Below are 25,456 nucleotides of genomic sequence, written 5' to 3' on the forward strand. Positions count from 1 at the left end.
AAGGCTTTTTATGAGAGCTTTAGGCATAAATTATTATTTTGCCTGAAGGGATTGTGTTTTTACCAGTGCGTGTGTGCCGATTGAGTAACCTGAAACAAGCTTAAAGTATGAAAAAGGCGATAGTTATACTTTTACTGACAGTGGCTGCCTTTCCTGCCTATGCACAGAAAGACTTCACACCAGAACTGAGTGTAGGGATCAAAGGCGGTGTTTCCTATTCGCGCTTCAACTTCGAACCCGCCAAAGACCAGGAGTTCCTGCAGGGATATACCGGTGGAATCATTATAAAGCATGTCGCCCAGCGCAGGGTAGGCGTTCAGATGGAGGTGAATTACGTGCAGAAAGGGTGGACCGAAAGGTTGAGGCCTGGAGTTTCCTACTCCCGCTCCTTGGATTATGTGGAGGTGCCCCTCCTGACGCACGTAACCATCGGCAACAGAAACACGCGCTTGATTGTAAACCTTGGCCCTTATGCCGCTTATCTTATTTCGGGCGAAAAGGCCAGCGGCAAACCCGAGGTAGTGGAAGGGGAGGAGGAACCGGATACCGGGTATCAGTTCCGGAGCGTTGACAACTCCTTCGAGTATGGGTTGGCAGTGGGGCTGGGCATGGTGCAGAAGACATCGTTTGGCAGTTTTCAGCTGGAGGCCAGGGGGCAACACAGCCTGCACGACATCTTTAGCAGAGCATCAGATGCTTTGTCCTCTAAAAACCAGAACGCCAGCCTCACGCTTGGCTACCTGATAGACTTTGACCTGAAGGAAAAATAATTAAGCTCTTGATGCATAAAAAAGCCCTTCCTGTTTGAGGAAGGGCTTTGTGTTATACTTTGGTCAGTAGCCCTATTTTATGGTGATGGAGTTCATCATTTCGCGCGCTGTAGGCTGCCAGCTGTTCTTCTGGCTGAACGGCACATGCAGGGTAAAGATGTAGAGTTGGTCGTTTTTGATGGTGTACTGGATGATGCTATACTTCTGCACGGGTGCCAGGTTAGACGCCCCGCGCTCATCGGCCAGGGTGCTCACAAACTCAAAAACCAGAAAGTCGTTCCCCTTCACATTCGTTACGTCCTCCCGGATAAAATCCACCTTGGTGAAGCGCTCCAGCAGGTTTGCCTTGTAAAACTCGCGCAGCATGTTCAGGTCCCCGGCCTTAAACTGCGAAGGCCTTTGCGTCACGCTGAAGTCTATCTGACCATTAGGGCTGGTATAAACGGCAAGCGGACGCGTGGTGGCAGGGTATTTACGGGCAATGCCATCGTCGGGCATCGGCATAAAGTCCTGGGGCAGCAGCACACTTACCTCTTTGCTGATCTGGGTTTTCTTCAGTTTGGTTTGGGCAAAGGTAGCACCGGCTATCAGAATAATGGCTAAAAAGGCTAGGTAACGCATGTTCATTGGTATATACAGAGCAAAGCTATCAAATATTAAGGAAAAGGGATGTATACTTTCAGGTGCAATAACTTTGCCAATTCGGCCGCTTTTATACTTTAAATATGGCTGCAGCTGCAAACATCTTTATCCGGTCGTTGCCGTTATACTTTTAAGATACATCCCGGTGCTATAGCTGCATGACTAACAGCAGTTTCCGCAGGATAGTTTGGGAGGGGCGTATCTTTAAAGTATAATTCTGTTTAGCAGCGATAAAGTATAAAACGATGATTGAAAACCTGATTAACAACCTGAAAGGCCAGCTTACCGGAGAGCTGCAAAGCAAGTTTAACTTGGAGCCTGAAAAGGCGAACCAGTCCGCTGACCTGGCTAAGGAAAGCGTGGTGAATGAGCTGAAGCAACGTGCCGGAAGTGGGGACACAGGAGGCCTGCTGGACGTGCTGAAAGGCAACAAGGCTCCCGCCGACAGCAGCGCCACCAACAACATCATCAACAAGTATGTGGGTGATCTGACCTCGAAATTGGGTATTCCTCAGAACATTGCCAACCAGATTGCCCCCTTCGCCATTAACTTTATCATGCAAAAGGTAGCAGGCCAGGCCGGTGCCGGTAACCTGAAGGACAGCGACCTGCTGGGCGGCTTGATGGGCGGCGGCCTGAAAGATAAGCTGGGCGGTCTGTTCAAGTAAGCGGCTATGCTGACGAAGCGGTAAAGGCCCGGCTTTGGATTTAAGGGTTGGTAGCTTGCCCTAAGTCTGTTACTTTTGCAATTCCGCCCTGTAGCCGGTGCGGAGTTGCAAAGTATAAACCGCATGTCAGACAGTATACAGAGCCTCTTTTTCAAGTTCCTTAAATTTGGCCTGGTTGGCTTCTCTGGCCTGCTGCTGGACTTCGGGGTAACCTATCTGGCAAAGGAGAAGCTGCGCTGGAACAAGTATGTGGCCAACAGCCTGGGTTTCTTGCTGGCTACCTGCAGCAACTATTACCTCAACCGCATCTGGACCTTCCACAGCCACGACCCTGAGATCGGCTGGCAATACTCCAAGTTCCTGGCCGCTGCCGTGGTGGGCCTGCTGCTCAACAACTTCATCATTTACCTGCTCACTGAGCGCGCCCGGCTCAATTTCTACGTTTCTAAATTTATCGCCATCGTACTCGTCTTCTTCTGGAATTTCTTTATTAATTACCTGTATACTTTTACCAGGTAGGTAGTTGTGTCTGTATTCAGGATTGAGAAGAAGTGGTAATGGTTACCGGGTCCAACCACCCCTAGCCCCTCCTTATCTAAGGCGGGGAATTCAGTAGCTTCTTTGGCTGAAGTATAGATTTTGTAGCCTCATCTCGCGCGGACAGGTCGCGTCTGTCCCTACAAGTATAAACCCAGCAGGCGATTACACCCCTAAAGTCCCCTCGAGGGGACAGTCAGTACTTGTTGCATAGCAAGGGCTGTGGCTATTGGAAACTGATTCCCAGTTTTTCTGGGAGGCGCCTATGCGAGTTTTTCCGGTGCCGAGCGATAGCGAGGCAGCCCGAGGCACGAGGGCAGGAAAAGCTCCCAGCGCCGAGCGGGAAAACGAGGCCTCCCGGCCTAGGAGGGCAGAAAGGAGGAGATGAAACGTTAGGTTGGTGGGAACTAGAGGATGAACGGCATCTAGTAAGGATAGCTTGGTTCACGCTGCAGAAAGCAGGGGCGATGGAAGTATAAACTAGCAAGTATGGAAGTATAATCTACGCGGACTAGCAAGTCCGCAGCAGCATTCGTTCCGGACAAGGATGTCCGGAACAGCTATTCATTTAAAAGTATAACCCAAGTATAAGTATGGCTTTTCATACTACCACTACCTCACCTGATAAATCTGCACATGCTCATCCTTATGCACCCGTGGGTTCAGCAGGTGCAGCAGCCGGTCGTAGAGGGATGGGTTGATGGTGTGCTCCAGTTCCAGGCTCGGGAAAACCTGGTGGAGGCGGGCCATGCGCTCTTCCATATCTTTGGTACCTACTACCACTACATAATCCGGCTTATAGGGCGAGGCATTGATTTCCTTCTGCAACTCCTCTGGCGTCTTGTCCTTGTTCAGCGTATAGGCCATCACGAAGTCCTCCGGCATTGTTTTCTGCCCTTGCAGATACTCCTCCCACACGTAGTCATCATCAATGATGTACTTGTCGTAGACGGCACTGGTGCGGCCCAGGTAGAAGAGTGGCGGCTTCTTGACGCTGTGGTTGCCAAACTCCAGCACCACGCCGTCCATATCCTGCTTTTCAGAAAGGTATACCAGGGGCGCCACGCGGCTCTTCTTGGTGTAGGTGAAAGCCATGCCGATGCCAGCCAACAGGTTGAGTACCCAAAAAAAGATCCAGGCGGAGGCCAGTAATTTGCGGCGGTTTTGCCAGAACGTAGATTGCCGTACATACTCCTGCCAGCCAATCACGCCCAAAATCATAATAAGCGGCAGCAGCGGAAGTATAAAGCGTTCCTGCTTGTTGGGGAACAGCGAGTGGGCTACAAAAAAAATCAGGCCGCCCCAGAACAGTGCCGGCGCCAGCTTTGCCGTGCGGGCGTACCCCACTACCAGAAACGCACTTACCGGCGGTACCAAAAAGCCAAGTATGGTCAGGGCAAAGCGGTATACCGGGCCGGAGCTAAAGTCATGGGCATGCGCGGAGTTATACTGGTAGTAAGCCACAATGGAGTGGAACGGATAATCAAAAAAGATAATATCGATGACGCCCTGCACGAGGAAAGCCGCCACCAGAAAGCCGAGCAAGACGGCAATGGCTTCGCGCCACTTGCGCTGGTAGAGCAGCACCAGGCCGGCCCCTGCCCCGAAGAGCACCGTGTGGTAGCGGAATACAAAGGCTAAGGCAAACAACACACCCGCCCAGAAGTAGGGCATAGTGCGCTTGCGGTCCTCCTGCCCGGCTTTCACCATCAGGTAAAAGGCCGCCAGGTAAGGCGGAATACAGACCATCTCCACCAGGTTGCGCACGCTCATGAAAGGCATAAACCACACCAGCGCCAGCATCAGGCCCACCATGCGCGCATTGGCTTTGTTAGAAAGGCGCTCCGTTAGCTTGTAGCCAAAGTATACCACCAGCAGCGAGTACAGCGCATGCACCAGGCGCACCACCGTCATCTTCACCTCCGGGCTAAAAACACCCAGTGCCTCTAAAATATAAAAAATGCCGTAGTGGATGAGCACGTAAAACATGCTGTGGCGCGGCGGCATCGGCTCGTTCAGCCATAGCGGGAAACCGTCCAGCCAGCCCTGCGCAATTGTGATCACGTCGAAATGGTCGTCGCTGAAAGCAAAGCCCTTTGAGAAGAAAGCAGCCACCAGCCGGATTCCCAATGCGATAATCAGGATAGTCGAAAGCGGGATAAGGTAGCGCTCTTGTGGCTGGCCCAGTGTCTCCGCGTCAGCAGTAAAGGCCTTGGCAACAGTTGTTTTGGTGGTACTCTGCATGTAGCTAGCTTTATGGGCCTGCAAATTTAGCGGTATTTCTTACGAATCTGTAGTACCTTCGCTTTATAATCTGAGAATTAAGGGTGAGCCTGCACATAGCCTATGTTAAAGCGTAAAATCTGGCTGTTTATACTTGCGTTTGTGCTGCTGGCACTGGGCATCACCTTCTGGCTCATGCGCCGCCACGACGAGGTAAAGTATAAGGAGGTGCTGGTGCTGGGGCACGCAGGCTCCGGCTTCCTTTCTCCGCTTAATCCCTTCAACCCCTTGCCCTCTAACAGTATGGCCTCCCTTGTGAAGGCGATGGAGGAAAACGGTGCCGACGGCGTGGAGGTGGACGTGCAGATGAGCCAGGACGGCGTGCTTATACTTTATCACGATGTGTCGCTGGAAAGTATGACCAAAGCCCAGGGCATTATCGATAACCTGCAGGCAGCGGAAGTGGTGGGCCTGAAGTATACAGGCGGTTTCTTCTACGACCTTTTCCACGAGGAGGAGATTATTACCCTGGAGGCCATGCTGCAGCGCTTCGCCACCTACCCGGAGCTGCCTTACCTGCACATCGATTTACGCAACCACGTGGCCAGCCGCCATTTATACTATGCTCAGACGCTCCTGGATATGCTGCGTAAGTATAACTATCCCCTCGAAAAACTGGTATTTATCTCTCCGAACGTACAGTTCCTGCTGGCCTTCCGGGAGGTGGAGCCCGCGGCCCAACTTATGATAGATACGGCCGGCGACTACGAGCAGGCGCTGGTGGAGGCGAAGAACAACGCGCTGCAGGGCATTTGCGCCAACGGCCGGGATGTGTCGGCAGCGCAGGTGCAGCGGGCAAAGGAGCAGGGGCTGCAGGTAGCCTTGTTCGGAGGCAAGTCGCGTTCCCGCATCGCCCGCATGATCAACATGCAGCCCGACGCCATACAGGTGGATAACGTGGCCGCCGCGCGCCAGATGCTGGAGTAACATTTGCGACAGATAAAGCAAACCACAGCTAAGATTATTACATTTGCAGAAAAGTATACAAGCTAACCATACTATGTTTCGAACTCATACTTGCGGCGAGCTTCGCCTGGATAACGTTGGAGAAGAGGTAATTTTAACAGGTTGGGTGCAGCGCCTCCGCGATAAGGGCGGCATGCTGTGGGTTGACCTGCGCGACCGCTACGGCATCACACAGCTCACCATGGAGGAAGGCATAACGCCTGCCAGCATCATGGAGCAGGCCCGCGCCCTGGGCCGCGAGTATGTGGTGAAGGTGATTGGCAAGGTAGTGGAGCGCTACTCCAAGAACGAGAAAATCCCGACCGGCGATATTGAGATCCATGTGGACAAGATTGTGGTGCTGAACCCGTCCAAGCTGCCGCCTTTCCTCATTGAGGACGAAACCGACGGAGGCGACGACCTGCGCATGAAGTATCGCTACCTGGATTTGCGCCGCACGCCTGTCCGCCGTAACCTGGAGCTGCGCCACCGCATGATGCGCGCCACCCGCGACTACCTGAACGGTATTGACTTTATCGAGGTGGAAACCCCTGTACTGATTAAGTCCACACCGGAAGGGGCCCGCGACTTTGTGGTGCCGAGCCGCATGAACCCGGGCGAGTTTTACGCCCTGCCGCAGTCGCCGCAGACGTTTAAGCAGCTGCTGATGGTGTCCGGCTTCGACAAGTATTTCCAGATCGTGAAGTGTTTCCGCGACGAGGATTTACGCGCCGACCGCCAGCCGGAGTTCACCCAGATCGACTGTGAAATGTCCTTTGTGAGCCAGGAGGATATCCTCAACACCTTCGAGGGCTTCATCAAATACATGTTTGAGAAGGTGAAGGGGGTGAAGATCGGAAAGCTGCCGCGCATGACTTATGCCGACGCCATGAAGTACTATGGCTCCGATAAGCCGGACATCCGTTTCGACATGCGCTTTGTGGAGTTGAACCCGCTGGTGAAGAACAAAGGCTTTAAAGTGTTTGACGATGCCGAGCTGGTGGTGGGTATCTGCGCCTCCGGTGCCGCCAGCTACACCCGCAAGCAACTCGACGAGCTGACCGACTTTGTGAAGCGCCCGCAGATTGGCGCTACCGGCCTGGTATACGCCCGCGTGAACGAGGATGGCAGCGTGAAATCATCGGTGGATAAATTCTACGCTCCGGAAGACCTGCAGGCCTGGGCCGCCGCCTTCCACGCCAAGCCCGGTGATTTGATACTTGTACTTGCCGGCGAGCAAGACAAGACCCGTAAGGCCCTGAACGAGCTGCGTCTGGAGATGGGTACCCGCCTCGGCCTGCGCGACAAGAACGTGTTCGCACCGCTGTGGGTGGTGGATTTCCCGCTGCTGGAGTGGGACGAGGATACGAAGCGCTACCACGCCATGCACCACCCGTTCACCTCGCCTAAGCTGGAGGACGTGGAGCTGATCGACGACCGTCCGGGTGATATCCGCGCCAACGCCTACGACATGGTGATTAACGGGGTAGAAGTAGGAGGAGGCTCTATCCGTATCCACGACCGCCGCTTGCAGGAGCAAATGTTCCGATTGCTGGGTTTCACTAAAGCTGAGGCTGAGGCGCAGTTTGGCTTCCTGATGAGCGCCTTCGAGTATGGCGCGCCGCCGCACGGGGGCATTGCCTTCGGCTTCGACCGCCTGTGCTCGCTCTTCGGTGGCTCCGACTCTATCCGCGACTACATCGCCTTCCCGAAGAACAACTCCGGCCGCGATGTGATGATCGATGCCCCGGCTCCGATTGCGGATGTCCAGCTCGACGAGTTACACATATACATGAAACCGGTGCAGAACAAGTAACAGCGGTTTATCAACAACAAAGATAGGCCTGCCCCTGGAAATCAGCGGCAGGCCTTTTGTTTTATCCCCATTTTATACTTTTAGCGGTGGGCAATGTGGATAACTGTGTGGATTGAAGCATAAAGTCGGCCTTTATCCACGATCTAAAGTATAAATTGCTATAGGAGTGTGGATATGTGGATAAGCGCTGTTGATGGATGCGTGTGTATCCGCAGGGGGTGGGTGTACATGTTTTATACTTTTGGTGTGTAGCTACTGGGTAGTTATTCCGATGTTGGGTAATCAGGAATGTTCAGCCCAAGTATAATGTTCCGCTCTGCTACCTGCACTCCGTTCTCCAGCTTCGTCTGCACAATACCGCTGCCACCTCTGTTTTCAAGGTTACGCCGCCAATCACTTGTCAGGCGCGGGTCTCCTTCAAAAAGAATGTCGTCTATGTAATATTCGTTCGGGAGGTTTGGTTCTTTCACCAGGATATGGATGTGCTGCGGATCTTTTCTGCCAGGATAAGCGCCTGGGCGGGTTGTATAAATATTGAATTCTCCTTCCTCGCCTGACTTTACCCAGCCCCGGATATGACCGTGTGGTTCTATTTTCTGATCCAACTCGTCGCTGGTTTTGTAAACTCCCTCACTGTTGGTTTGCCAATAGTAAAGTATAACACCTGAGGCAGGTGTTATGCCATCAGGCATGTATACAGTGCCACTTATCAGCAGTTTTTGTCCTGGCTCCTTCCAGGCAGCGCTGGTATCTGTGGCGTTGATGCTCTCTGGAATACCGATATACATAAGTTCACAGGTGTCGCAGTTACCGCCTACCCTGGAGGAGCCTTGCGGTGTGGCAGAAGCTGCCTCTTTTCCTAGATTCCCATTGACTTGCCCGTTGCAACCAGCGCCCAGTAAAAGTATAAGCAGCGCTGGTAGGCATCTGTTAGGATGTATAAGCATAGTTGGAAGTGGTTAATATATACCACTTTATACTTTGTACAGCCATACTTGTTTAGAGTCATTTACTTTAAAACAAGAAAGGCTGCCCTTTTTAGGCAGCCTTTCTTATAAAGTATAAACCTTAACTAGAGCAGCTCGCTTACCAGTGCCGGCGCGATACCCAGCAGGATAGTCAGCACTGTCAGAACAATCAGCGTGAAGCTGGAAAAGCTATTCACACGGATAGTATCGTAGTTTGCGGCCGGCTGCATGTACATGGCAATTACCACGCGCAGGTAGTAGTAGATACCCACAGCGGCAAGTACCACCGCCAGCACCACCAGCCACAGCATGTCCGGGTTAGCCAGCACTGCAGAGAAAACGAAGAACTTACCGAAGAAACCTGCTGTAAGCGGAATACCGCCCAGCGACAACATCGAAACCGTCATGGTGAAGGCAAGCAGCGGGTTAGTTTTACCCAAGCCGTTGAAGGCTTCATACAGATGGCTTCTGCGCTGATCCTGCACCAGCTTCAGTACGCCAAATGCCGCGATGCTGGCAGAAGAGTAGGCAGCGGAATAAAACAGGATGGCAGTGTCAGACGACTCGTTGAAGGCAATCAGGGCCATCAGCATGTAACCTGCATGCGAGATACTGGAGTAGGCCATCATGCGCTTAAAGCTCGTCTGGATAACGGCACCTATGTTACCAATCACAAGGGTAAGCACCGTAATAGCTACCAGCGTAGGGAACCAGGCGGCATAAGAGGCGGCAAAGGCTGCTACCATCAGCTTGTAAAAAGCGGCCACACCTGCAGTTTTTACCACCGTAGACATGAAGGCCGTAAACAAAGTAGGCGTGCCTTCATACACATCCGGAGCCCAGAAATGGAAAGGCGCTGCAGAAATCTTGAAGGAGATACCGATAACAAGTATCAGGATGCCCATTACAAAGATAGAGTCTGGCAGCCCCTCGCTTAAAGCGCTGGCCTGTGCGGCACTAATCTCGGTGATATTGAAGGTTCCGGTGGCGGCATAGATCAGCACGATACCAAATAGCATGATACCGGTGAAGAAGGAGCCCATCAGGAAATACTTCAGAGCTGCTTCATTGGAGCGGAGGCTCGTCTTGTCGGAACCTGCCAGTACGTACATCGCAATCGACATAATCTCCACACCGATAAAGAGCATGATCAGGTTCTCATAGCCCACCATCATCACGGCTCCCACCAGCGCGAACAGCAGCAGGGAGTAATACTCGCCCAGGTTGGCGTCGTTGTTGGAAATGTACTTCTGCGAGAAAGGCAAAAGCAGCAGGGTGGTCAGTGTCATGATGCCCGTAAAAGCCACCGCATAGTTGTCGATGGTGAGCATGTTGCTAAAATATGTCTGGGTATTGTTCCAGTCGAGCAGGTTAACACCGAAAACAATGGCCAGGAAAACCAGCACAAGCGGCAGAAGCACCTGTTTGTTCTTTGCAAAGCCTGCAAAGAGGTTCACAATACCAAAGACAGATAGAAGTATGATCGAGGTCATGTCGTCGTAATTCTCTAAAACTCTTTATTCTTTTATCCGCTTAGCGGTTAATAATGCTCAGCAGGGTGTTCACAGCAGGCTCTGAGATGCTCAGGAACGTGTTAGGGAACAAACCGATCCAGAATACCATCACTACCAGCGGAATCAGCACGGCTTTCTCGTTGAAGGTAAGGTCTGTGAAGTTCTCCGTCGCTTCAGACTTCGTTCCGAACATCACCCCCTGGAACATGCGCAGCATGTACACGGCAGCAAGTATAATCGTCAGGCCGGCCACGGCGCCGAAACCTGCCTGGTACTGGAACACGCCGGAAAGCAGCAGGAATTCACCCACAAAACCGTTGGTCAGCGGCAGCCCCACAGAGCCCAGTAGCAGCACCATAAAGAAGATGGACAGCATCTTGGCGTTCTGCGTGATACCACCCAGGCTGGTGATTTCCCTTGTATTGGTGCGGCTGAAGATGATATCGATGATGAAGAACAGACCCACTACGTTAATACCGTGGCTCAGCATCTGGATAACGCCGCCCTGCAGGCCCTGCTCGTTCAGGGTAAAGATACCCGCGGCAATCAGGCCAACGTGCGCAATGGAGGAGTAGGCCACCAGGCGCTTCAGGTCACGCTGGCGAATGGCAATGATAGAGGCGTACACGATACCGATGATGGCTAGTACCAGCACCAGCTCATCCCACTGGCTAACACCGTAAGGCACTACGGGTAGTAACCAACGCAGCACACCATAAATACCCATTTTCAGCATGATACCCGAAAGCAGCATCGTCGCCTGTGCAGGCGACTCGGTATAAGTATCCGGCTGCCAGGTATGGAAGGGGAACACCGGCATCTTGATAGCAAAGGCGATAAACAGGAACCAGAAGATCCAGCTCTGCGACTCGGCAGACAGGGTCAGTTGGTAGAAAGCATTTACATCGGAAGAGTGTGTGCCGGGCGTTTGCAGGTATAAGTATACGAAAGCGGCCAGCATGAACAGTGAGCCAAAGATGGTGTATACAAAGAACTTAAACGTAACGCGGATTCTGTTGGCACCACCCCAAACGGCAGCGATAAAGTAAATCGGAATAAGGGCCACCTCCCACATAAAGTAGAAGAGGAACGCATCCATGGCCACAAACACGCCAATCAGGCCCGTCTGCATAAACAGCACAAGCGCGTAGAAAACATGCGGGTTCTTATACTCGTGTTTGTAAGACGAAAGTATGATAAGCGGCACCAGGAACGTCGTCAGGAGTACCATCAGCAGGCTGATGCCATCCATTCCGATGCTGAAGCTGATACCTGCGCTTTCAATCCATGGCAGGCTTAGCTTATGCTGCAACGCACCACTCTGCGTGTCGAAGGCCGAGAGGGCGAAAAGTGACAGCGCAAATTCAACGAGCGCTGCTACAAAGGCCACTTTCTTGGCACCCTGTCCTTTAATAAGCAACACCAGCAGTGCGGCAAGGGCAGGCCAGAAAAGTAATAGAGCTGTAATCATCTTCTAAGAACCTTATCCGATAAAGAAGTTTAAAAATATAATCAGGACGATGCTCAGCACCATCACCATCAAATAGAAGCCGATGGCACCGCTCTGCACATGGCGCAGCGTACGGCTGAAGTGGGTGACAAGCTTTCCGAGTCCGTTCACGATACCGTCTACCACCAGCAGGTCCACCACGCGGTGGAATGTGGCTGACATCCACATTACCGGCTTTACAACCACGGTGTCGTAGATTTCGTCGATGTAGTATTTGTTGTAAACCAGGTTGTGCAGCGGGGAAAGCTTTGTGCCCTCAGGAGCTGGAACCGTGTTCTTGCTCACATAAGTTACATAGGCAATGCCGGCAGCTACAAGGGCTACCGCTACTGAAATTCCCATCAGCAGCCATTCAGTGGAATGGTCGAGGTGCATCGGCTCCACTGCGGCCGGGTTAGCTACGCTGGCAAACTGGTAGATAGGAGCCAGGTAGTTCTGCAGCACGTGCATGTTCTCCCCGAAAATAGGCGGGATGCCTAGGAAACCACCCACCGTGGAAAGTATAGCCAGCACGATCAAAGGCAACGTCATGGACATTGGAGACTCGTGCAGGTGTGATTTCTGTGCCTCCGTGCCACGGAATGTTCCAAAGAAAGTCAGGAACAGCAGGCGGAACATGTAGAACGAGGTCATAAACGAAACCAGCACTCCCAGGCCCCATAGCAGCTTGCTATGCACCCATACGTGCGCCAGCAGCTCATCCTTAGAGAAGAAACCGGCAAACGGCGGGATACCGGAAATGGCTAGCGTGCCAATCAGGAAAGTGACAAAGGTGATAGGCAGGTACTTGCGCAGCCCACCCATGTGGCGGATATCCTGCTCGTTGCTCATAGCGTGGATAACCGAACCGGCAGCCAGGAACAGCAGCGCCTTGAAGAATGCGTGCGTGAGTACGTGGAAAATAGACGAGGTGAAGGCCATCACACCCAGCGCCAGGAACATATAACCCAGCTGCGATACGGTAGAGTAAGCCAGAACCTTCTTGATATCATTTTGCGCCAGGCCAATGGTGGCAGCCACCAGTGCCGTGGCTACACCCACAATAGCGATAATCTCCATCGTGGTAGGGGCCAGCGCATACAGTACGTTAGAGCGGAGCACCATGTAGATACCAGCCGTCACCATGGTAGCGGCGTGAATCAGAGCTGAAACCGGTGTAGGTCCTGCCATCGCGTCCGGAAGCCAGGTGAAGAGCGGAATCTGCGCACTCTTACCCATAGCACCCACGAACAACAGCAGCGTAATGGCGATCATCACGCCAGAGTCGATACCGCCGGTGTACTGTGCCGCCTCGGAGAATACCTGCGGGAAAGAAACGGAACCGAAGGTTATGAATATGAGGAAGATGGCCAGCAGGAAGCCCAGGTCACCGATACGGTTCATCACGAAGGCCTTCTTGGCGGCGTTGTTATAGTTGGTGTTCTTGTTCCAGAAGCCGATGAGCAGGTAAGAGCAAAGGCCCACGCCTTCCCAGCCCACGAACATCATCACGTAGTTGGAGCCCATCACCAGTAGCAGCATCGAGAACATGAACAGGTTGATGAAGGCGAAGAACTTCCCGAAGTTCTCGTCGTGGCTCATGTAGCCGGCAGAGTACAGGTGAATCAGGAAACCGATACCGGTTACCATCAGCATCATCAGCAGCGTCAGCTGGTCGATCAGGAACGAGAACCCGATTTGCATGGTGCCCACCGAAATCCAGTCGTAGAAGTCAACAGTATAGGCGCGGCTTCCGTTAGAGGTGAAATCCAGGAACAGGTAAACCGTGATCAGGAAAGAAGCCAGCACTGTGCCGCTACCAATAAAGCTTACCAGGCCCTTGGCAATACTGCGGTTGCCCAGTCCGTTTATAATGAAGCCGGCCAGCGGCAGCAACGGAACCAGCAGACAAAGCAGTGCCATACCCTGGTTGTTAATCGGCATTACAATCTCTTGCATCTGTGTTAAAAGTTTAAGCTATTCGGCGTATGGTTAGGGCTGTTACCACTTCAGGTAGTTCAGCAGTTGTACATCGGTAGAGCGGATGTTACGGTAGGTCATCACGATAATGGCCAGACCCACGGTTACTTCGGCGGCGGCAACAGCCATGATGAAGAACACGAACACCTGCGCGCTGGAGTCTCCCCTGTAAGAGGCGATGGCCGTCAGCAGCAGGTTCACCGAGTTCAGCATCAGCTCCACACACATAAAAATCACGATGGCGTTGCGACGCGTCAGTACGCCGATAACACCGATTACAAAAAGAGCCGCGCTGAAATACAGGTAGTAGTCTAACGGGATGGTTCTGATGACCTCAGGAATGTTGTTCATTTTTCTGTGACTGAGAACGTATACTCAAAAATTACGATCCAAAAATCAAGTCGCAAAGTTATCCCCATTTTTGTAAAAACCATAACATATTTCCCTATTCTTCTTGCCCTACTGCGGGCTTCCGTGCAATGTTTAGGCGTTCGCAAATCCGGCTTTTGATATTTCCGTGAAAGGATGATACAAAGCCGGTTTATACTTTTGGAACCTGTTTCCGTAGCTATGGGAATTACTGTTTATACTTATGAGGAAATGCTATTTTTTATGCTTTTTGCTAACCCCGCTGCTCCTGCTGGCCTGTAAATCAAAGCCACCTGCAGGCAGCAGTTCTACTACTCGATTTACTGAACAACCCGGGCCCGTACAGCTGTCTGCCACCACCACCCGGCAGGTGTTTTACCAAGACTTGCCCTCTGCCTCAGGGCTGGAGTATACCCAGGGCTCGTTTTTTGTACTTGGCGATGATTCCCCGTTTCTCTACCGGCTGAATGAAAAGTATGAACTGGCACAGCGCTATCCCATCTTCGACACCACCAGTTTCAAGGGCGGCCGCATTCCGAAAGACCTTAAGCCGGACCTGGAAAGTATGGCGCTGCTCACCTATGGCCGTGATGAGATGCTCATCCTGCTTGGGTCCGGATCTGCCAGAAATCGGGAGGTAGGCTATCTCGTTAACCTGACCAAGAAAATGGAGGTGAAGGAGTTGGATCTGGCCCGGTTTTATACTTTCCTGAGGCAGGTGCTGCGGCTGGAGGCTAACGAGCAGCTGAACCTGGAGGGCTTGGCGATGGACAAAGCCTATACGTACCTGTTGCAGCGTACCTTGAGTAAAGGGCAAAATGTGCTTTTCCGTTTCGAGGCGGATGCTTTTGAGGATTTTATTCTTGGTCGTGGTGGTATCCCGGCGGTCGCGGTTTATTACTTCAGTCTGCCACAGCTAGGGGAGCTGCATGCCGGCTTCTCCGGAGCCTTTGCCTTGGATGGCGAGCTGTTTTTCACGGCCTCGGTAGAGGAAACTCCCAACGCTATTGATGATGGCATGGTGCACGGCAGTTTCCTGGGACGGATAGACTTACGGGCGTTGCCGTATGCCTCCGATGAGGCGAACCCTTTGACGGTGCCGGTGGTGCAGCTAACGAACGAAGATGGTAACCCTTACCTGGGCAAAGCCGAGTCGGTGGTGGTGCGAAAAGGGGAGGAGGGGAAGTATAAAGTCGTGGTGGTGTCTGATGATGACAAAGGGCACTCGGAATTGCTGGAGCTGGACTTGACGATTGCGCAGGGGCAGCTGTAACGTATAGAAGTGCCTAAGTATAAAAAGCAAAAGGCCGGAATCCATACTTCCGGCCTTTTGCTTTTTATACTTGTAAAGAAAGCGAGTTCTAAAAATGACTTTCGCCTTGCTCTTTCTTGCCAATCATCACGGCACCCACCATGGCTACCAGGAACAAGATAGAAGCCAGCTCAAAAGGCAGCAGGTATTCGGTGAACAGCACATAGCCCAGGTTCTCCACCATACCCGCCTGCGAGTTGTAAGTCTCCGGGTTAAGGCCTGCAATGGTTGCATCTTTCAGAGCGGCAACGAATACTACGAACATCATACCGCCGGCTATGGCCCCTGCAAACTTGCTGATCGTGGAGGTTTTGATCTTGTCTCCCGCTTTACTCATGTTCAGGAACATGATCACGAAGAGGAAGAGCACCATGATGGCACCCGCGTATACGATGATGTTCACCACGGCCAGGAACTGCGCGTTCAGCAGCACATAGTGGCCGGAGATAGTGAAGAATGTAATGATCAGGAACAGTACGCTATGCACCGGGTTCTTAGACAGAACTACCATCAGGGCACACAGTAGCGTTAGTGAAGCAAGGAAAAAGAAAAGGCTGTCCATTATGGCTATTTCGTTTCAGTGGTTTTCAGTGGCTCAACCAGGCGGTCTTTGCCATAGATAAATTCGTCGCGCTCAAAGCGGGCAGGGGCAATCTTGTCGTCCTGCAGGAAGATGGCCGCTTTCGGGCAAGCCTCCTCGCAAAGTCCGCAGAAAATGCAGCGCAGCATGTTCACCTCGTAGGTTACGGCATACTTTTCTTCACGGTATAGGTGCTCCTCCCCGGCTTTGCGCTCCCCGGCCGTCATGGTGATAGCCTCGGCTGGGCAAGCCACGGCGCACAAGCCACAGGCGGTGCAGCGCTCACGCCCCTGCTCGTCACGCTTCAGGATGTGCAGGCCTCTCCAGTGCTCGCTACGCTCGCGCGTCTGCTCCGGGTATTGTACCGTTGCTTTCTTTTTGAAGAAGTGCTTCAGCGTGATACCAAGCCCCTGCGCGATAGCAGGAAGGTAGGCGCGTTCTGCGAACGTCATCTCCTTCTGCGTCACTTCCTTTCTTCTATTTGATAGTGGTTCCATCTCTATGTCTTTTTGATGCCAGTGCGGGCAGTTTATACTTTAACAGACTGCCGGCCGCTGGCATTCAAAGTTCGATACTATAGTTTAAAATAAATAGTCTTTCAGCAGAATTCCGGCCGCTGTCAGCAGGATGTTCAGGATCGACAGTGGAATCAGGAGGTTCCATCCGAGTTTCATCAGTTGGTCATAGCGGAAGCGCGGCAGTGTCCAGCGTACCCACATGAAGAAGAAGATGAACAGGAAGATCTTGATAAACATCGCCACCACGCCTACAATCGTTACCACGTTATTGGCCAGCACCGGATCGCTGATCGCCTGGCGCAGGTTCTCCATGAACGGGAAGTTGTAGGCACCGAAGTATAGCGTAGACATAACAGCCGATACTACGAATATGTTGATATACTCGGCAAACAGGTACATGCCCAGCTTCATGGAGCCATACTCGGTGTGGTAACCACCAATCAACTCGGCCTCAGACTCGGGCAAGTCAAACGGTGTTCTGTTTGTCTCTGCAAAGGCACACACCAGGAAGATCAGGAAGCCCAGCGGCTGGTACCAGATGTTCCAGTTAAAACCGGCCTGCTGCTCGGCAATCTCGCGCAGCGACAGGGAGCCTGTCATCATCAGCACCGCAATCAGCGAAAGGCCCATGGCCAGCTCGTAGCTGATGTTCTGCGAGGCTGCACGGATGGCGCCCAGGAGCGAGTACTTGTTGTTGGAGGCCCAGCCACCGATCATCAGACCATATACACCCAGCGACACCACACCAAAGATGTACAGCACCCCGATGTTTACTTCTATTGCCTGCAGGTATACTTCGCGGCCACCGATAATCAGCATGTCTCCGAACGGTATTACCGCACTCGACATGGTAGCCACCAGCATGGCCACGCCCGGGCCAAGGATAAACAGCGCCTTGTTGGCTTTCGTCGGGATGAAATCCTCCTTGAAAAACAGCTTGCCGGCGTCGGCCAGTGGCTGCAGCAAACCAGCCGGACCGGCACGGTTCGGGCCTACACGGTCCTGGATAAAGGCGGCTATCTTACGCTCAAAGTAAGTCGAGTAGGTGGCTATCAGCAGGGTGATACCGAAGATAACCAGAATGTAAATCGCTTTGTATAGTAGGTCTACAGACTCCATTTCTTATTCCTGTGGCAGGTTTTTCTTAGTGGATGTTGGCAGGTTTGGAACGATCGGAACATTTACCACCGGCAGCTCATAATGGTTGGCAGAGATAACAGAGTTTCTGTCGATATGGCGCGGTCCTTCGATCGTCCAGTCTTTCACCTCTTTCTTATCAAAGCGGCAGGTGTTACAGATAAACTCCTCCACCTCGTTGTACTGGTCCTTACGGGCCGTTACGCGCAGCACCTCTTCGCCACGTGTCCAGAGCGTTACCTTGCCGGAGCAGGTAGGGCAGTCGCGGTGGGCATCCATTGGTTTGGTAAACCACACACGGTTCTTAAAGCGCCATGTCTTGTCTGTCAGGGCTCCCACCGGGCACACGTCGATCACGTTACCGGAGAAATCGTTGTCGATCACGTTCTCGATGTAGGTACCAATCTCGGCAGCATCGCCACGGCCCAGTACGCCATGCACACGCTTCTCGGTGATCTGGTCGGCTGTATACACACAGCGGTAGCACAGGATGCAGCGCGTCATGTGCAGCTGGATGTATGGGCCCAGGTCTACTTTGTTGAAGGTGCGGCGCTCTTCTTCGAAGCGCTGTCCGCTAATGCCGTGCTCGTAAGAAAGATCCTGCAGGCTGCACTCACCGGCCTGGTCGCAGATAGGGCAATCCAGCGGGTGGTTGATGAGCAGCATCTCCACGATGCCCTTGCGGGCGTTCAGTACATCCTCGTTGGTCGTGTTTTCCACCACCATGCCATCCTGTACCTGCGTGATGCACGAGGCAACGAGCTTCGGCATCGGGCGTGGGTCTCTGGTAGAGCCCTGCGTTACCTTTACCAGGCACACACGGCACTTGCCACCGCTGCCCTTTAGCGAGGTATAGAAGCACATGGCAGGTGGCACCACATCGCCCCCGATTTTTCTTGCAGCCTGAAGTATGGTAGTTCCGTCTTCTACCTCTATCTCAATGCCGTCTATCGTTACTTTAGCCATTTTAATTATCGTTGTCCGTTTTTCGGTATTCGTTGATCGCGAACACGTTAAACGATTTTAGCTATACTGTTTTAGGTATTCCTGCCCTTTAAGTATGCAGGAAGTATAATTTTATACTTAAGCTGTTACCGTGTCAAGCTGGCCTCTGTACACCGCACCCGGGGCTGTTGCTTCCTTCGGGTGCCTGATGTGCCACTCAAACTCGTCGCGGAAGTGACGGATAGCAGCTGCTACCGGCCATGCCGCCGCATCGCCCAGCGGGCAAATGGTGTTGCCTTCTATCTGCTTGGCTACGCTTACCAGCAGGTCGATGTCCTGCTGATGGCCGTGGCCGTACTCGATGCGGTGCAGCACTTTCTCCATCCAGCCTGTACCCTCACGGCATGGGCTGCATTGGCCGCAAGACTCGTGGTGGTAGAAGCGGGCATAGTTCCACGTGTTACGCACAATGCACTGGTCCTCGTCAAACACGATAAAGGCACCGGAACCCATCATCGAGCCACTTACAAAGCCGCCGTCAGCCAGCGACTCGTAGGTCATCAGGCGATCTTCGCCGGCGGCTGTTTTAAGTATAAGGTTGGCTGGCAGAATCGGCACGGAAGAACCGCCCGGCACCACGGCCTTCAGCTGTTTTCCTTTCCAGATGCCGCCCAGGTACTCATCCGAGTAGATAAACTCCTCTACCGGCACGCCCAGCTCGATTTCGTAAACGCCCGGGTTGTTGATGTTGCCACTGGCAGAGATGAGCTTGGTGCCGGTGCTTCGGCCAATACCAACCTTGGCATACTCTGCGCCGCCGTTGTTCACGATCCATGGCACAGAAGAAATTGTCTCCACGTTGTTTACCACAGTAGGGCAGGCAAAAAGGCCTTTCACCGCCGGGAACGGAGGCTTGTTACGCGGATTGCCGCGCTTGCCTTCCAGCGATTCCAGCAATGCTGTTTCCTCGCCGCAGATATAGGCACCGCCACCGGGTGCCACGTGCAGGTCCAGGTCGTAGCCGGAGCCAAGTATGTTTTTGCCAAGCAAACCAGCAGCATACGCTTCCGCAATGGCTTTCTCCAGTATGCGCAGCACAAACAACAACTCACCGCGAATGTAGATGTAAGAGGTGTTGGCACCCAGCGCGTAGCTCGATGTGATCATGCCCTCAATCAGCGCGTGCGGGTTTTTCTCCATGAACCAGCGGTCCTTGAAAGTGCCCGGCTCTGACTCGTCGGCGTTGCACACCAGGTAGCGCGGAACACCCTCCGGCTTAGCCAAAAAGCTCCATTTCATACCCGTCGGGAAGCCGGCGCCACCACGCCCGCGCAGGCCGGATGTCTTTACCTCTTCCACCACCTCATCCGGAGACATCGTTTTCAGGGCTTTCTCTACCGAGCGGTAGCCGCCGTGCTTACGGTATACTTCCAGCGTTTCGATGCCGGGAACGTTGATATGCTCAGTTAATATTTTAAGTCCCATTTTAGCAGGATATATGGCTTGACAGTTGCTTTACCGGCAGCCTGCCTGATTACACTTTATTATTTACTGACAAAGGAGTTTTTGACAAAGGACAAATGACTTTTTAATGGTTTGTGTCCATCTCCTCTTTTGTCTTTTGTCAATCAGTCTTTTGTCAAAATTACTACTTCAGGTGATGTGGCTTTTCCACTTCGCTCTGGCGCATCTTTTCCAGGAACTCGTCCAGCTTTTCTTCGCTGTCGAGGTTCTCGTAGAACTTCTCGCGCACCTGCAGCATCGGTCCTGAGCCGCAAGAGGCCAGGCACTCCACCGGCTTCAGCGTGAACATCCCGTCGGCAGTGGTCTCGCCTTCCTCAATGCCCAGCTTCTGCTTGATCAGGTCGATGATCTGGTCAGCGCCACGCAGGCAGCAAGGTCCGGTGCGGCATACTTCCAGCACGTGCTTACCAACCGGCTTGAGGTTGAACATGGTATAGAACGTGGCTACCTCGTATACTTCGATCGGCTGTATGTTCAGGATCTCGGCAACCTTGTCCATTACCTCCGGGCTCACCCAACCGCCAAACTCTGCTTGCGCAATGTGCAGGATCGGAAGTATAGCAGACTTCTGGCGTCCTTCCGGATAGTGGCTGATGTAGCGCTGGATCTCGGCCATTGCCTCATCAGAAAACTTCACTTCGTTTATTGTCTCTGCCATTTTATTCATTTATCATCTATCATTTAGCAATGATCAATGATCAATGGGAAATGATAATTGTTCTAAGTTTATGCGTCCAGTTCCCCGGCGATTACGTTCAGGCTGCTCAGCGTCAGGATAGCGTCGGCCAGCTGCCCACCTTTAATCAGCTCGGTGTAAGACTGATAGTAGATGAAGCATGGGCGACGGAAGTGCAGGCGGTACGGTGTGCGGCCGCCATCGCTGATCAGGTAGAAGCCAAGCTCTCCGTTGCCTCCCTCCACACTGTGGTATACTTCGCCTACCGGAGCATCAATCTCACCCATCACAATCTTGAAGTGGTAGATGAGCGCCTCCATGCTGGTGTATACTTTCTGCTTTGGCGGCAGGTAATAATGCGGGGCATCGGCGTGATAAGAGCCTTCGGGCAGGTTTTTGTAGGCCTGCTCAATGATCTTCAGGCTTTGCCATACTTCCTCGTTGCGCACCAGGTAGCGGTCGTAGGTGTCGCCTTTGGAGCCTACCGGGATTTCGAACTCGAAGTCGTCGTAAGAGGAGTATGGGTTCATCACGCGCACGTCGTAATCAACGCCGGTGGCACGCAGGTTCGGGCCGGTAAAGCCGTAGCTCAGGGCACGCTCAGCGGAGATGGCGCCCACGCCCACAGTTCGGTCGATGAAGATACGGTTGCGGGTCAGCATTTTCTCAAACTCCGCCCATACTTTCGGGAAGCGCTTGAGGAACTCGCCGATAAGGTGCAGGGCCTTCGGAGAAAGGTCGCGCTCCATGCCACCGATGCGCCCCATGTTGGTCGTCAGACGGGCGCCGCATACCTCCTCATAGATATCGTAAATGTGCTCACGCTCCTGCATCACGTACAGGAAGCCGGTAAAGGCACCGGAGTCCACCCCCAGGATCGAGTTACAGATCAGGTGGTCGGAGATACGGGCCAGCTCCATCATGATCACGCGGATGTACTGCGCGCGCTTCGGCACCGTGATGCCCAGCAGCTTCTCTACCGTCATGTGATACCCCATGTTATTGATAGGGGAGGAACAGTAGTTCATGCGGTCGGTCAGCGGCGTGATCTGGTAAAAAGGCCTGCGCTCTGCTATCTTCTCGAAGGCACGGTGGATGTAGCCAATCGTTGGCACCGCATCCACAATCACTTCCCCATCCATTTGCAGGATGTTCTGGAAAATACCATGCGTGGCCGGGTGGGTTGGACCCAGGTTGAGCGTGGTAAGCGGCCGCTCTTCTTTGATGGAGAGTCCGTGGTCTTTGCGGAACTGCTCTATCTCGGTAAGCTCGGCGGTTTTATTTTCAGTAGCCATTATGGTCTCCTTTTCTGTCAGTTATAGTATGGGTAACTATAAAAAACTGGCTTAACGTCCGAAAAATGTGTTAATCTTATCTTCCCTGGTCTGGTCTTCCAGCGGGTACTGCTTCAGCATCGGGTGGTACTCCATCTCCTCGATGTTGAGGATGCGCGTCAGGTTCGGGTGTCCGGTAAAGATAAAGCCGTAAAAATCAAAAGCCTCACGCTCCATCCAGTTGGCGGTGGCGTAGAGGTCGGTCATGGTAGGCAATACCGGGTCCGAAGCTGGCCTGTACACTTTTATGCGGATGCGGTAGTTGTGGCGCAGGCTGTGCAGCTGGTACATCACGCACATCTCCTTATCACCCTGGCCCGGGTAGTGGATACCGCACATGGTGGTCAGGAAGCTGATCTGCAGCTCCTTGTCGTCGCGCAGGTACTTTATCAGGTCATGAATCGTTTCACGGTTTGTTGTGATCGTCATGATACCATCCGGGTTGTATGGCTCCAGGATGTTTTCTTCCCCAAACTCGCTGATGATCTTGCCGAGTACGTTTTCGTTTGTAAGCTCCATGCTGCTTATTTAATGTTGTATGAGGCTAACAGTGCCTGATATTCCGGAGAGTCGCGGCGGCGAAGCGATTCGCTTTCAGCCAGCTCCTGCACGCGCATCAGGCCGTCCAGGATTTGCTCAGGGCGTGGCGGGCAGCCCGGCACGTACACGTCCACCGGCACAATGCGGTCGATGCCCTGCAGTACAGAGTAGGTATCGAAGATACCGCCGGAAGAGGCGCAGGCACCTACGGCAACCACCCAGCGCGGCTCCGCCATCTGCTCGTACACCTGCTTTACCACCGGGCCCATTTTCTTGGCAATGGTACCCATCACCAGCAGAATGTCGGCCTGGCGCGGCGAGAAGCTTGGGCGCTCCGAGCCGAAGCGGGAGATATCGTAGTTGGCACCCATGGTGGCCATGTACTCAATACCGCAGCAGGAAGTGGCAAAAGGCAGTGGCCAAAGCGAGTGCTTACGGGCAAGGCCAATTACTTTCTCCAGGGAGGTGGCAAAGAAACCTGCGCCGGAATAGCCCTCAGGGGCCTCTGCCATGGTAATATCTTTATTGTTTGTATCGCTCATGTCAAGATTATTTTGTTGCTCTTAAAGTATGGTTTAAGCCGGCTTTTAGAACAACGGTTAATCCTCAAAAGTTTAATGTTCAGGTCCTACTTAAGTATACCTTTCTTGATCTCGTATAAGAAGCCTGCCATCAATACGGTCAGGAAAACCAGCATCGGGGTGAAGAACGCCATGCCATACTCCCGGAAGTTCACCGCCCAGGGGTACATGAAAATGATCTCCACGTCGAAGAGCACGAACAGGATAGCCGTGATGAAGTATTTGTAGGAGATCGGGGTACGGGCATCCCCCACGGACTCGATACCACTCTCAAAGGCGGCACCCTTTACCTCACTTGTTCGCTTGGGGCCAAGGATGTGGGTAAGCACCAGTGCAAAAACCACAAACCCGAGCGCGGCCGCAAACTGAATCAGGATAGGGAGAAAGTCCGATGGTAGATACTGATTTACAGATGGTTCCATTACGTTGTGTCGCTTGCTTGAAATTTGGGAGCAAAATTAGGTATAAATAGCCATTAATCAAAAGTATACCTGCACTGCAAAATAGGTTAAAAGCGTTAGGATAGGTAGGTTCTGAGAAAAATAAAGTTAAAACAATATTAAATATACAAAGGCCACGCCCCGTTATAGGGCGTGGCCTTTGTGGTGGCTGCCGTTTGGCCGGCGATTACTTGTTTTCTCCCAGGAACGGGTAGCGGTAATCCACTGGCGGAACGAACGTTTCTTTAATAGAACGGGCCGATACCCAGCGCAGCAGGTTCAGCATGGAACCAGCCTTGTCGTTGGTGCCGGAAGCGCGGGCGCCGCCGAATGGCTGCTGGCCCACCACCGCGCCCGTAGGCTTGTCGTTGATGTAGAAGTTGCCGGCCGCCTGGTCCAGTTTCTTGGTGGCATACTCCACGGCATAGCGGTCCTGCGAGAAGATAGCGCCGGTCAGGGCGTAAGGCGACGTGGAATTCACCAGCTCTACGGTATCCTCGAAGTTGTTCTCGTCATACACGTAAATGGTGATCACCGGGCCGAAGATTTCCTCGCACATGGTTACGTACTGCGGGTTGTGCGCAAGAAGCACCGTTGGCTCCACGAAATAACCCTTCGACTTGTCATAGTTGCCGCCTGCAATTACCTCTACCTCGTTGCTTTCCTTGGCGTTGTCGATGTAGCGGGCAATCTTGTCAAACGACTTCTCGTCGATAACGGCGTTGATGAAGTTGCCGAAATCCTCCGGCGCGCCCATCTTGAAGGATTTCAGGTCTTCCTGTACGTAGCCTTTCACCTCGTCCCACAGGTTGCTTGGGATGTAAGCGCGCGAGGCGGCAGAGCACTTCTGGCCCTGGTACTCGAAGGCGCCGCGGGAGATGGCTGTGGCCAGCGCCTTGGCATCGGCCGACTTATGGGCAAGTATAAAGTCCTTGCCGCCGGTCTCGCCCACAATGCGCGGGTATGATTTATACTTGTGGATGTTGGTGCCAATGGTTTTCCAGATGTTCTGGAACACGCCGGTGCTGCCTGTAAAGTGGATGCCGGCAAAATCAGCGTGGTTGAAGATAACGTCTCCGGCCGTAGGGCCGTCCACATACACCAGGTTGATCACACCGTCCGGAAGGCCGGCCTCACGGAACAGCTCCATGATCATCTGAGCGGCATAGATTTGGGTGTTGGCTGGCTTCCAAACCACCACGTTGCCCATCATGGCCACGCAGGAAGGCAGGTTACCGGCAATAGCCGTGAAGTTGAACGGCGTCAGGGCAAACACGAACCCTTCTAGCGGGCGGTGCTCCATGCGGTTCCACACGCCCGGCGAAGACTCAGGCTGCATCTGGTATACTTCGGTGGCATACTGCGCGTTGAAGCGTAGGAAGTCGATCAGCTCGCAGGCAGAGTCAATCTCGGCCTGATACGCGTTCTTCGACTGGCCCAGCATAGTGGCCGCGTTCAGACGCGCTCTCCAGGGGCCGGCCAATAGCTCGGCAGCCTTAAGGAAAATGCTGATGCGGTGCTCCCAGCCCATGGCGGCCCAGGCTTCGCGGGCGGCAAGCGCGGCGTTAATGGCTTGTTCCACGTGTGACGCGTCGCCCTCGCTGAAGTGGCCGAGGATGTGCTGGTGGTCGTGCGGCTGCACGACCGGCTTCTTGGTATCGGTGTATACTTTGTCGCCGCCGATGTACATCGGGATGTCCAGCTGCTTCGACTTGAGTTCTTTATAGGTGCGCTGCAGTTCCTCGCGCTCCGGGGAGCCCGGCGCATACGATTTTACAGGCTCGTTTACTGGGGTTGGTACTCTGAAAAATCCGGTTGCCATTATGTATATAGTTACAGATTTGAGAATTAGGTTATATAATGTATACGTAGCCGCCAGGGGCTACCT

General features: G+C 53.1%; 24 protein-coding genes. 6 read left to right on the top strand and 18 right to left on the bottom strand.

Features of this window, described 5'->3' with window-relative positions; translation table 11 throughout:
• Positions 1–107: 107 nt before the first annotated feature.
• Complete coding sequence (locus tag C8N40_RS17805; protein ID WP_108213158.1) at positions 108–770, top strand: porin family protein; 663 nt, start codon at positions 108–110, stop codon at positions 768–770.
• Between the two features lie 72 nt (positions 771–842).
• Here the strand turns inward: C8N40_RS17805 and C8N40_RS17810 are convergent, their stop codons facing one another.
• Positions 843–1,391 (bottom strand): hypothetical protein, encoded by a 549-nt coding sequence (locus tag C8N40_RS17810; RefSeq protein ID WP_245905178.1) that lies wholly within the window; start codon positions 1,389–1,391, stop codon positions 843–845.
• 266 nt (positions 1,392–1,657) lie between these two features.
• Here C8N40_RS17810 and C8N40_RS17815 point away from each other — a divergent pair, with 266 nt between their 5' ends.
• Together C8N40_RS17815 and C8N40_RS17820 are read left to right on the top strand one after the other, a co-directional pair.
• On the top strand, positions 1,658–2,080 hold the full coding sequence (locus C8N40_RS17815) for a hypothetical protein (protein WP_108213160.1): 423 nt from the start codon (positions 1,658–1,660) through the stop codon (positions 2,078–2,080).
• A 123-nt stretch (positions 2,081–2,203) separates the two neighbouring features.
• Positions 2,204–2,599: a GtrA family protein gene (locus C8N40_RS17820; protein ID WP_108213161.1), complete on the top strand. Its 396-nt coding sequence runs from the start codon at positions 2,204–2,206 to the stop codon at positions 2,597–2,599.
• 630 nt (positions 2,600–3,229) lie between these two features.
• Here C8N40_RS17820 and C8N40_RS17825 read toward each other — a convergent pair.
• Complete coding sequence (locus C8N40_RS17825) at positions 3,230–4,861, bottom strand: glycosyltransferase family 39 protein (protein WP_108213162.1); 1,632 nt, start codon at positions 4,859–4,861, stop codon at positions 3,230–3,232.
• 102 nt (positions 4,862–4,963) lie between these two features.
• On the opposite strand from C8N40_RS17825, the gene C8N40_RS17830 reads away from it, so the two are divergent.
• Positions 4,964–5,827: a glycerophosphodiester phosphodiesterase gene (locus C8N40_RS17830; RefSeq protein ID WP_108213163.1), complete on the top strand. Its 864-nt coding sequence runs from the start codon at positions 4,964–4,966 to the stop codon at positions 5,825–5,827.
• Between the two features lie 73 nt (positions 5,828–5,900).
• Positions 5,901–7,661 carry an aspartate--tRNA ligase gene (gene aspS, locus C8N40_RS17835; RefSeq protein WP_108213164.1) on the top strand — a complete coding sequence of 587 codons (1,761 nt, stop codon included), beginning with the start codon at positions 5,901–5,903 and terminating at the stop codon, positions 7,659–7,661.
• 263 nt (positions 7,662–7,924) lie between these two features.
• Here aspS and C8N40_RS17840 read toward each other — a convergent pair whose 3' ends face one another.
• From C8N40_RS17840 to nuoK, 5 genes are all read right to left on the bottom strand, one after another.
• Positions 7,925–8,449 carry a dioxygenase family protein gene (locus C8N40_RS17840; RefSeq protein WP_170114142.1) on the bottom strand — a complete coding sequence of 175 codons (525 nt, stop codon included), beginning with the start codon at positions 8,447–8,449 and terminating at the stop codon, positions 7,925–7,927.
• 284 nt (positions 8,450–8,733) lie between these two features.
• Positions 8,734–10,122, bottom strand: coding sequence for an NADH-quinone oxidoreductase subunit N (locus C8N40_RS17845; protein ID WP_108213166.1), 1,389 nt, complete (start codon positions 10,120–10,122; stop codon positions 8,734–8,736).
• Positions 10,123–10,162: 40 nt separating this feature from the next.
• Positions 10,163–11,614 (bottom strand): complex I subunit 4 family protein, encoded by a 1,452-nt coding sequence (locus C8N40_RS17850; protein WP_108213167.1) that lies wholly within the window; start codon positions 11,612–11,614, stop codon positions 10,163–10,165.
• A 12-nt stretch (positions 11,615–11,626) separates the two neighbouring features.
• Positions 11,627–13,591, bottom strand: coding sequence for an NADH-quinone oxidoreductase subunit L (nuoL, locus tag C8N40_RS17855; protein WP_108213168.1), 1,965 nt, complete (start codon positions 13,589–13,591; stop codon positions 11,627–11,629).
• A 42-nt stretch (positions 13,592–13,633) separates the two neighbouring features.
• Positions 13,634–13,963 (bottom strand): NADH-quinone oxidoreductase subunit NuoK, encoded by a 330-nt coding sequence (gene nuoK, locus C8N40_RS17860; RefSeq protein WP_092100150.1) that lies wholly within the window; start codon positions 13,961–13,963, stop codon positions 13,634–13,636.
• A 403-nt stretch (positions 13,964–14,366) separates the two neighbouring features.
• On the opposite strand from nuoK, the gene C8N40_RS17865 reads away from it, so the two are divergent.
• A complete protein-coding gene (locus C8N40_RS17865; RefSeq protein ID WP_146173592.1) occupies positions 14,367–15,254 on the top strand; it encodes a DUF6929 family protein in 888 nt (295 codons plus the stop codon).
• Positions 15,255–15,342: 88 nt separating this feature from the next.
• On the opposite strand, the gene C8N40_RS17870 is transcribed toward C8N40_RS17865, so the two are convergent.
• The 11 genes from C8N40_RS17870 to pruA all read right to left on the bottom strand — a co-directional run bounded on the left by C8N40_RS17870 (position 15,343) and on the right by pruA (position 25,390).
• Positions 15,343–15,855 carry an NADH-quinone oxidoreductase subunit J family protein gene (locus C8N40_RS17870; RefSeq protein ID WP_108213170.1) on the bottom strand — a complete coding sequence of 171 codons (513 nt, stop codon included), beginning with the start codon at positions 15,853–15,855 and terminating at the stop codon, positions 15,343–15,345.
• Positions 15,856–15,860: 5 nt separating this feature from the next.
• A complete protein-coding gene (locus tag C8N40_RS17875; protein ID WP_170114143.1) occupies positions 15,861–16,370 on the bottom strand; it encodes a NuoI/complex I 23 kDa subunit family protein in 510 nt (169 codons plus the stop codon).
• An 84-nt stretch (positions 16,371–16,454) separates the two neighbouring features.
• Positions 16,455–17,510, bottom strand: a complete 1,056-nt coding sequence (nuoH, locus tag C8N40_RS17880) for an NADH-quinone oxidoreductase subunit NuoH (RefSeq protein WP_108213171.1) — start codon at positions 17,508–17,510, stop codon at positions 16,455–16,457.
• 3 nt (positions 17,511–17,513) lie between these two features.
• Positions 17,514–18,494 (bottom strand): NADH-quinone oxidoreductase subunit G, encoded by a 981-nt coding sequence (locus C8N40_RS17885; RefSeq protein WP_108213172.1) that lies wholly within the window; start codon positions 18,492–18,494, stop codon positions 17,514–17,516.
• Between the two features lie 117 nt (positions 18,495–18,611).
• Complete coding sequence (gene nuoF, locus C8N40_RS17890) at positions 18,612–19,958, bottom strand: NADH-quinone oxidoreductase subunit NuoF (RefSeq protein ID WP_108213173.1); 1,347 nt, start codon at positions 19,956–19,958, stop codon at positions 18,612–18,614.
• Between the two features lie 163 nt (positions 19,959–20,121).
• The gene (gene nuoE, locus C8N40_RS17895; RefSeq protein WP_108213265.1) at positions 20,122–20,655 is read right to left on the bottom strand and encodes an NADH-quinone oxidoreductase subunit NuoE; all 534 of its coding nucleotides are present in this window, start codon (positions 20,653–20,655) and stop codon (positions 20,122–20,124) included.
• A 68-nt stretch (positions 20,656–20,723) separates the two neighbouring features.
• Positions 20,724–21,968 carry an NADH dehydrogenase (quinone) subunit D gene (nuoD, locus tag C8N40_RS17900; protein ID WP_108213174.1) on the bottom strand — a complete coding sequence of 415 codons (1,245 nt, stop codon included), beginning with the start codon at positions 21,966–21,968 and terminating at the stop codon, positions 20,724–20,726.
• A 51-nt stretch (positions 21,969–22,019) separates the two neighbouring features.
• Entirely contained in the window at positions 22,020–22,526 is a 507-nt protein-coding gene (locus tag C8N40_RS17905) for an NADH-quinone oxidoreductase subunit C (RefSeq protein ID WP_108213175.1), read from the bottom strand.
• 5 nt (positions 22,527–22,531) lie between these two features.
• Positions 22,532–23,089, bottom strand: coding sequence for an NADH-quinone oxidoreductase subunit B (locus tag C8N40_RS17910; RefSeq protein ID WP_092100134.1), 558 nt, complete (start codon positions 23,087–23,089; stop codon positions 22,532–22,534).
• Positions 23,090–23,175: 86 nt separating this feature from the next.
• Positions 23,176–23,550 carry an NADH-quinone oxidoreductase subunit A gene (locus C8N40_RS17915; RefSeq protein ID WP_108213176.1) on the bottom strand — a complete coding sequence of 125 codons (375 nt, stop codon included), beginning with the start codon at positions 23,548–23,550 and terminating at the stop codon, positions 23,176–23,178.
• A 205-nt stretch (positions 23,551–23,755) separates the two neighbouring features.
• Entirely contained in the window at positions 23,756–25,390 is a 1,635-nt protein-coding gene (gene pruA / locus C8N40_RS17920; RefSeq protein ID WP_108213177.1) for an L-glutamate gamma-semialdehyde dehydrogenase, read from the bottom strand.
• Positions 25,391–25,456: the final 66 nt, after the last annotated feature.

Source organism: Pontibacter mucosus (genome assembly GCF_003054055.1).
Classification (GTDB): Bacteria; Bacteroidota; Bacteroidia; order Cytophagales; family Hymenobacteraceae; genus Pontibacter; species Pontibacter mucosus.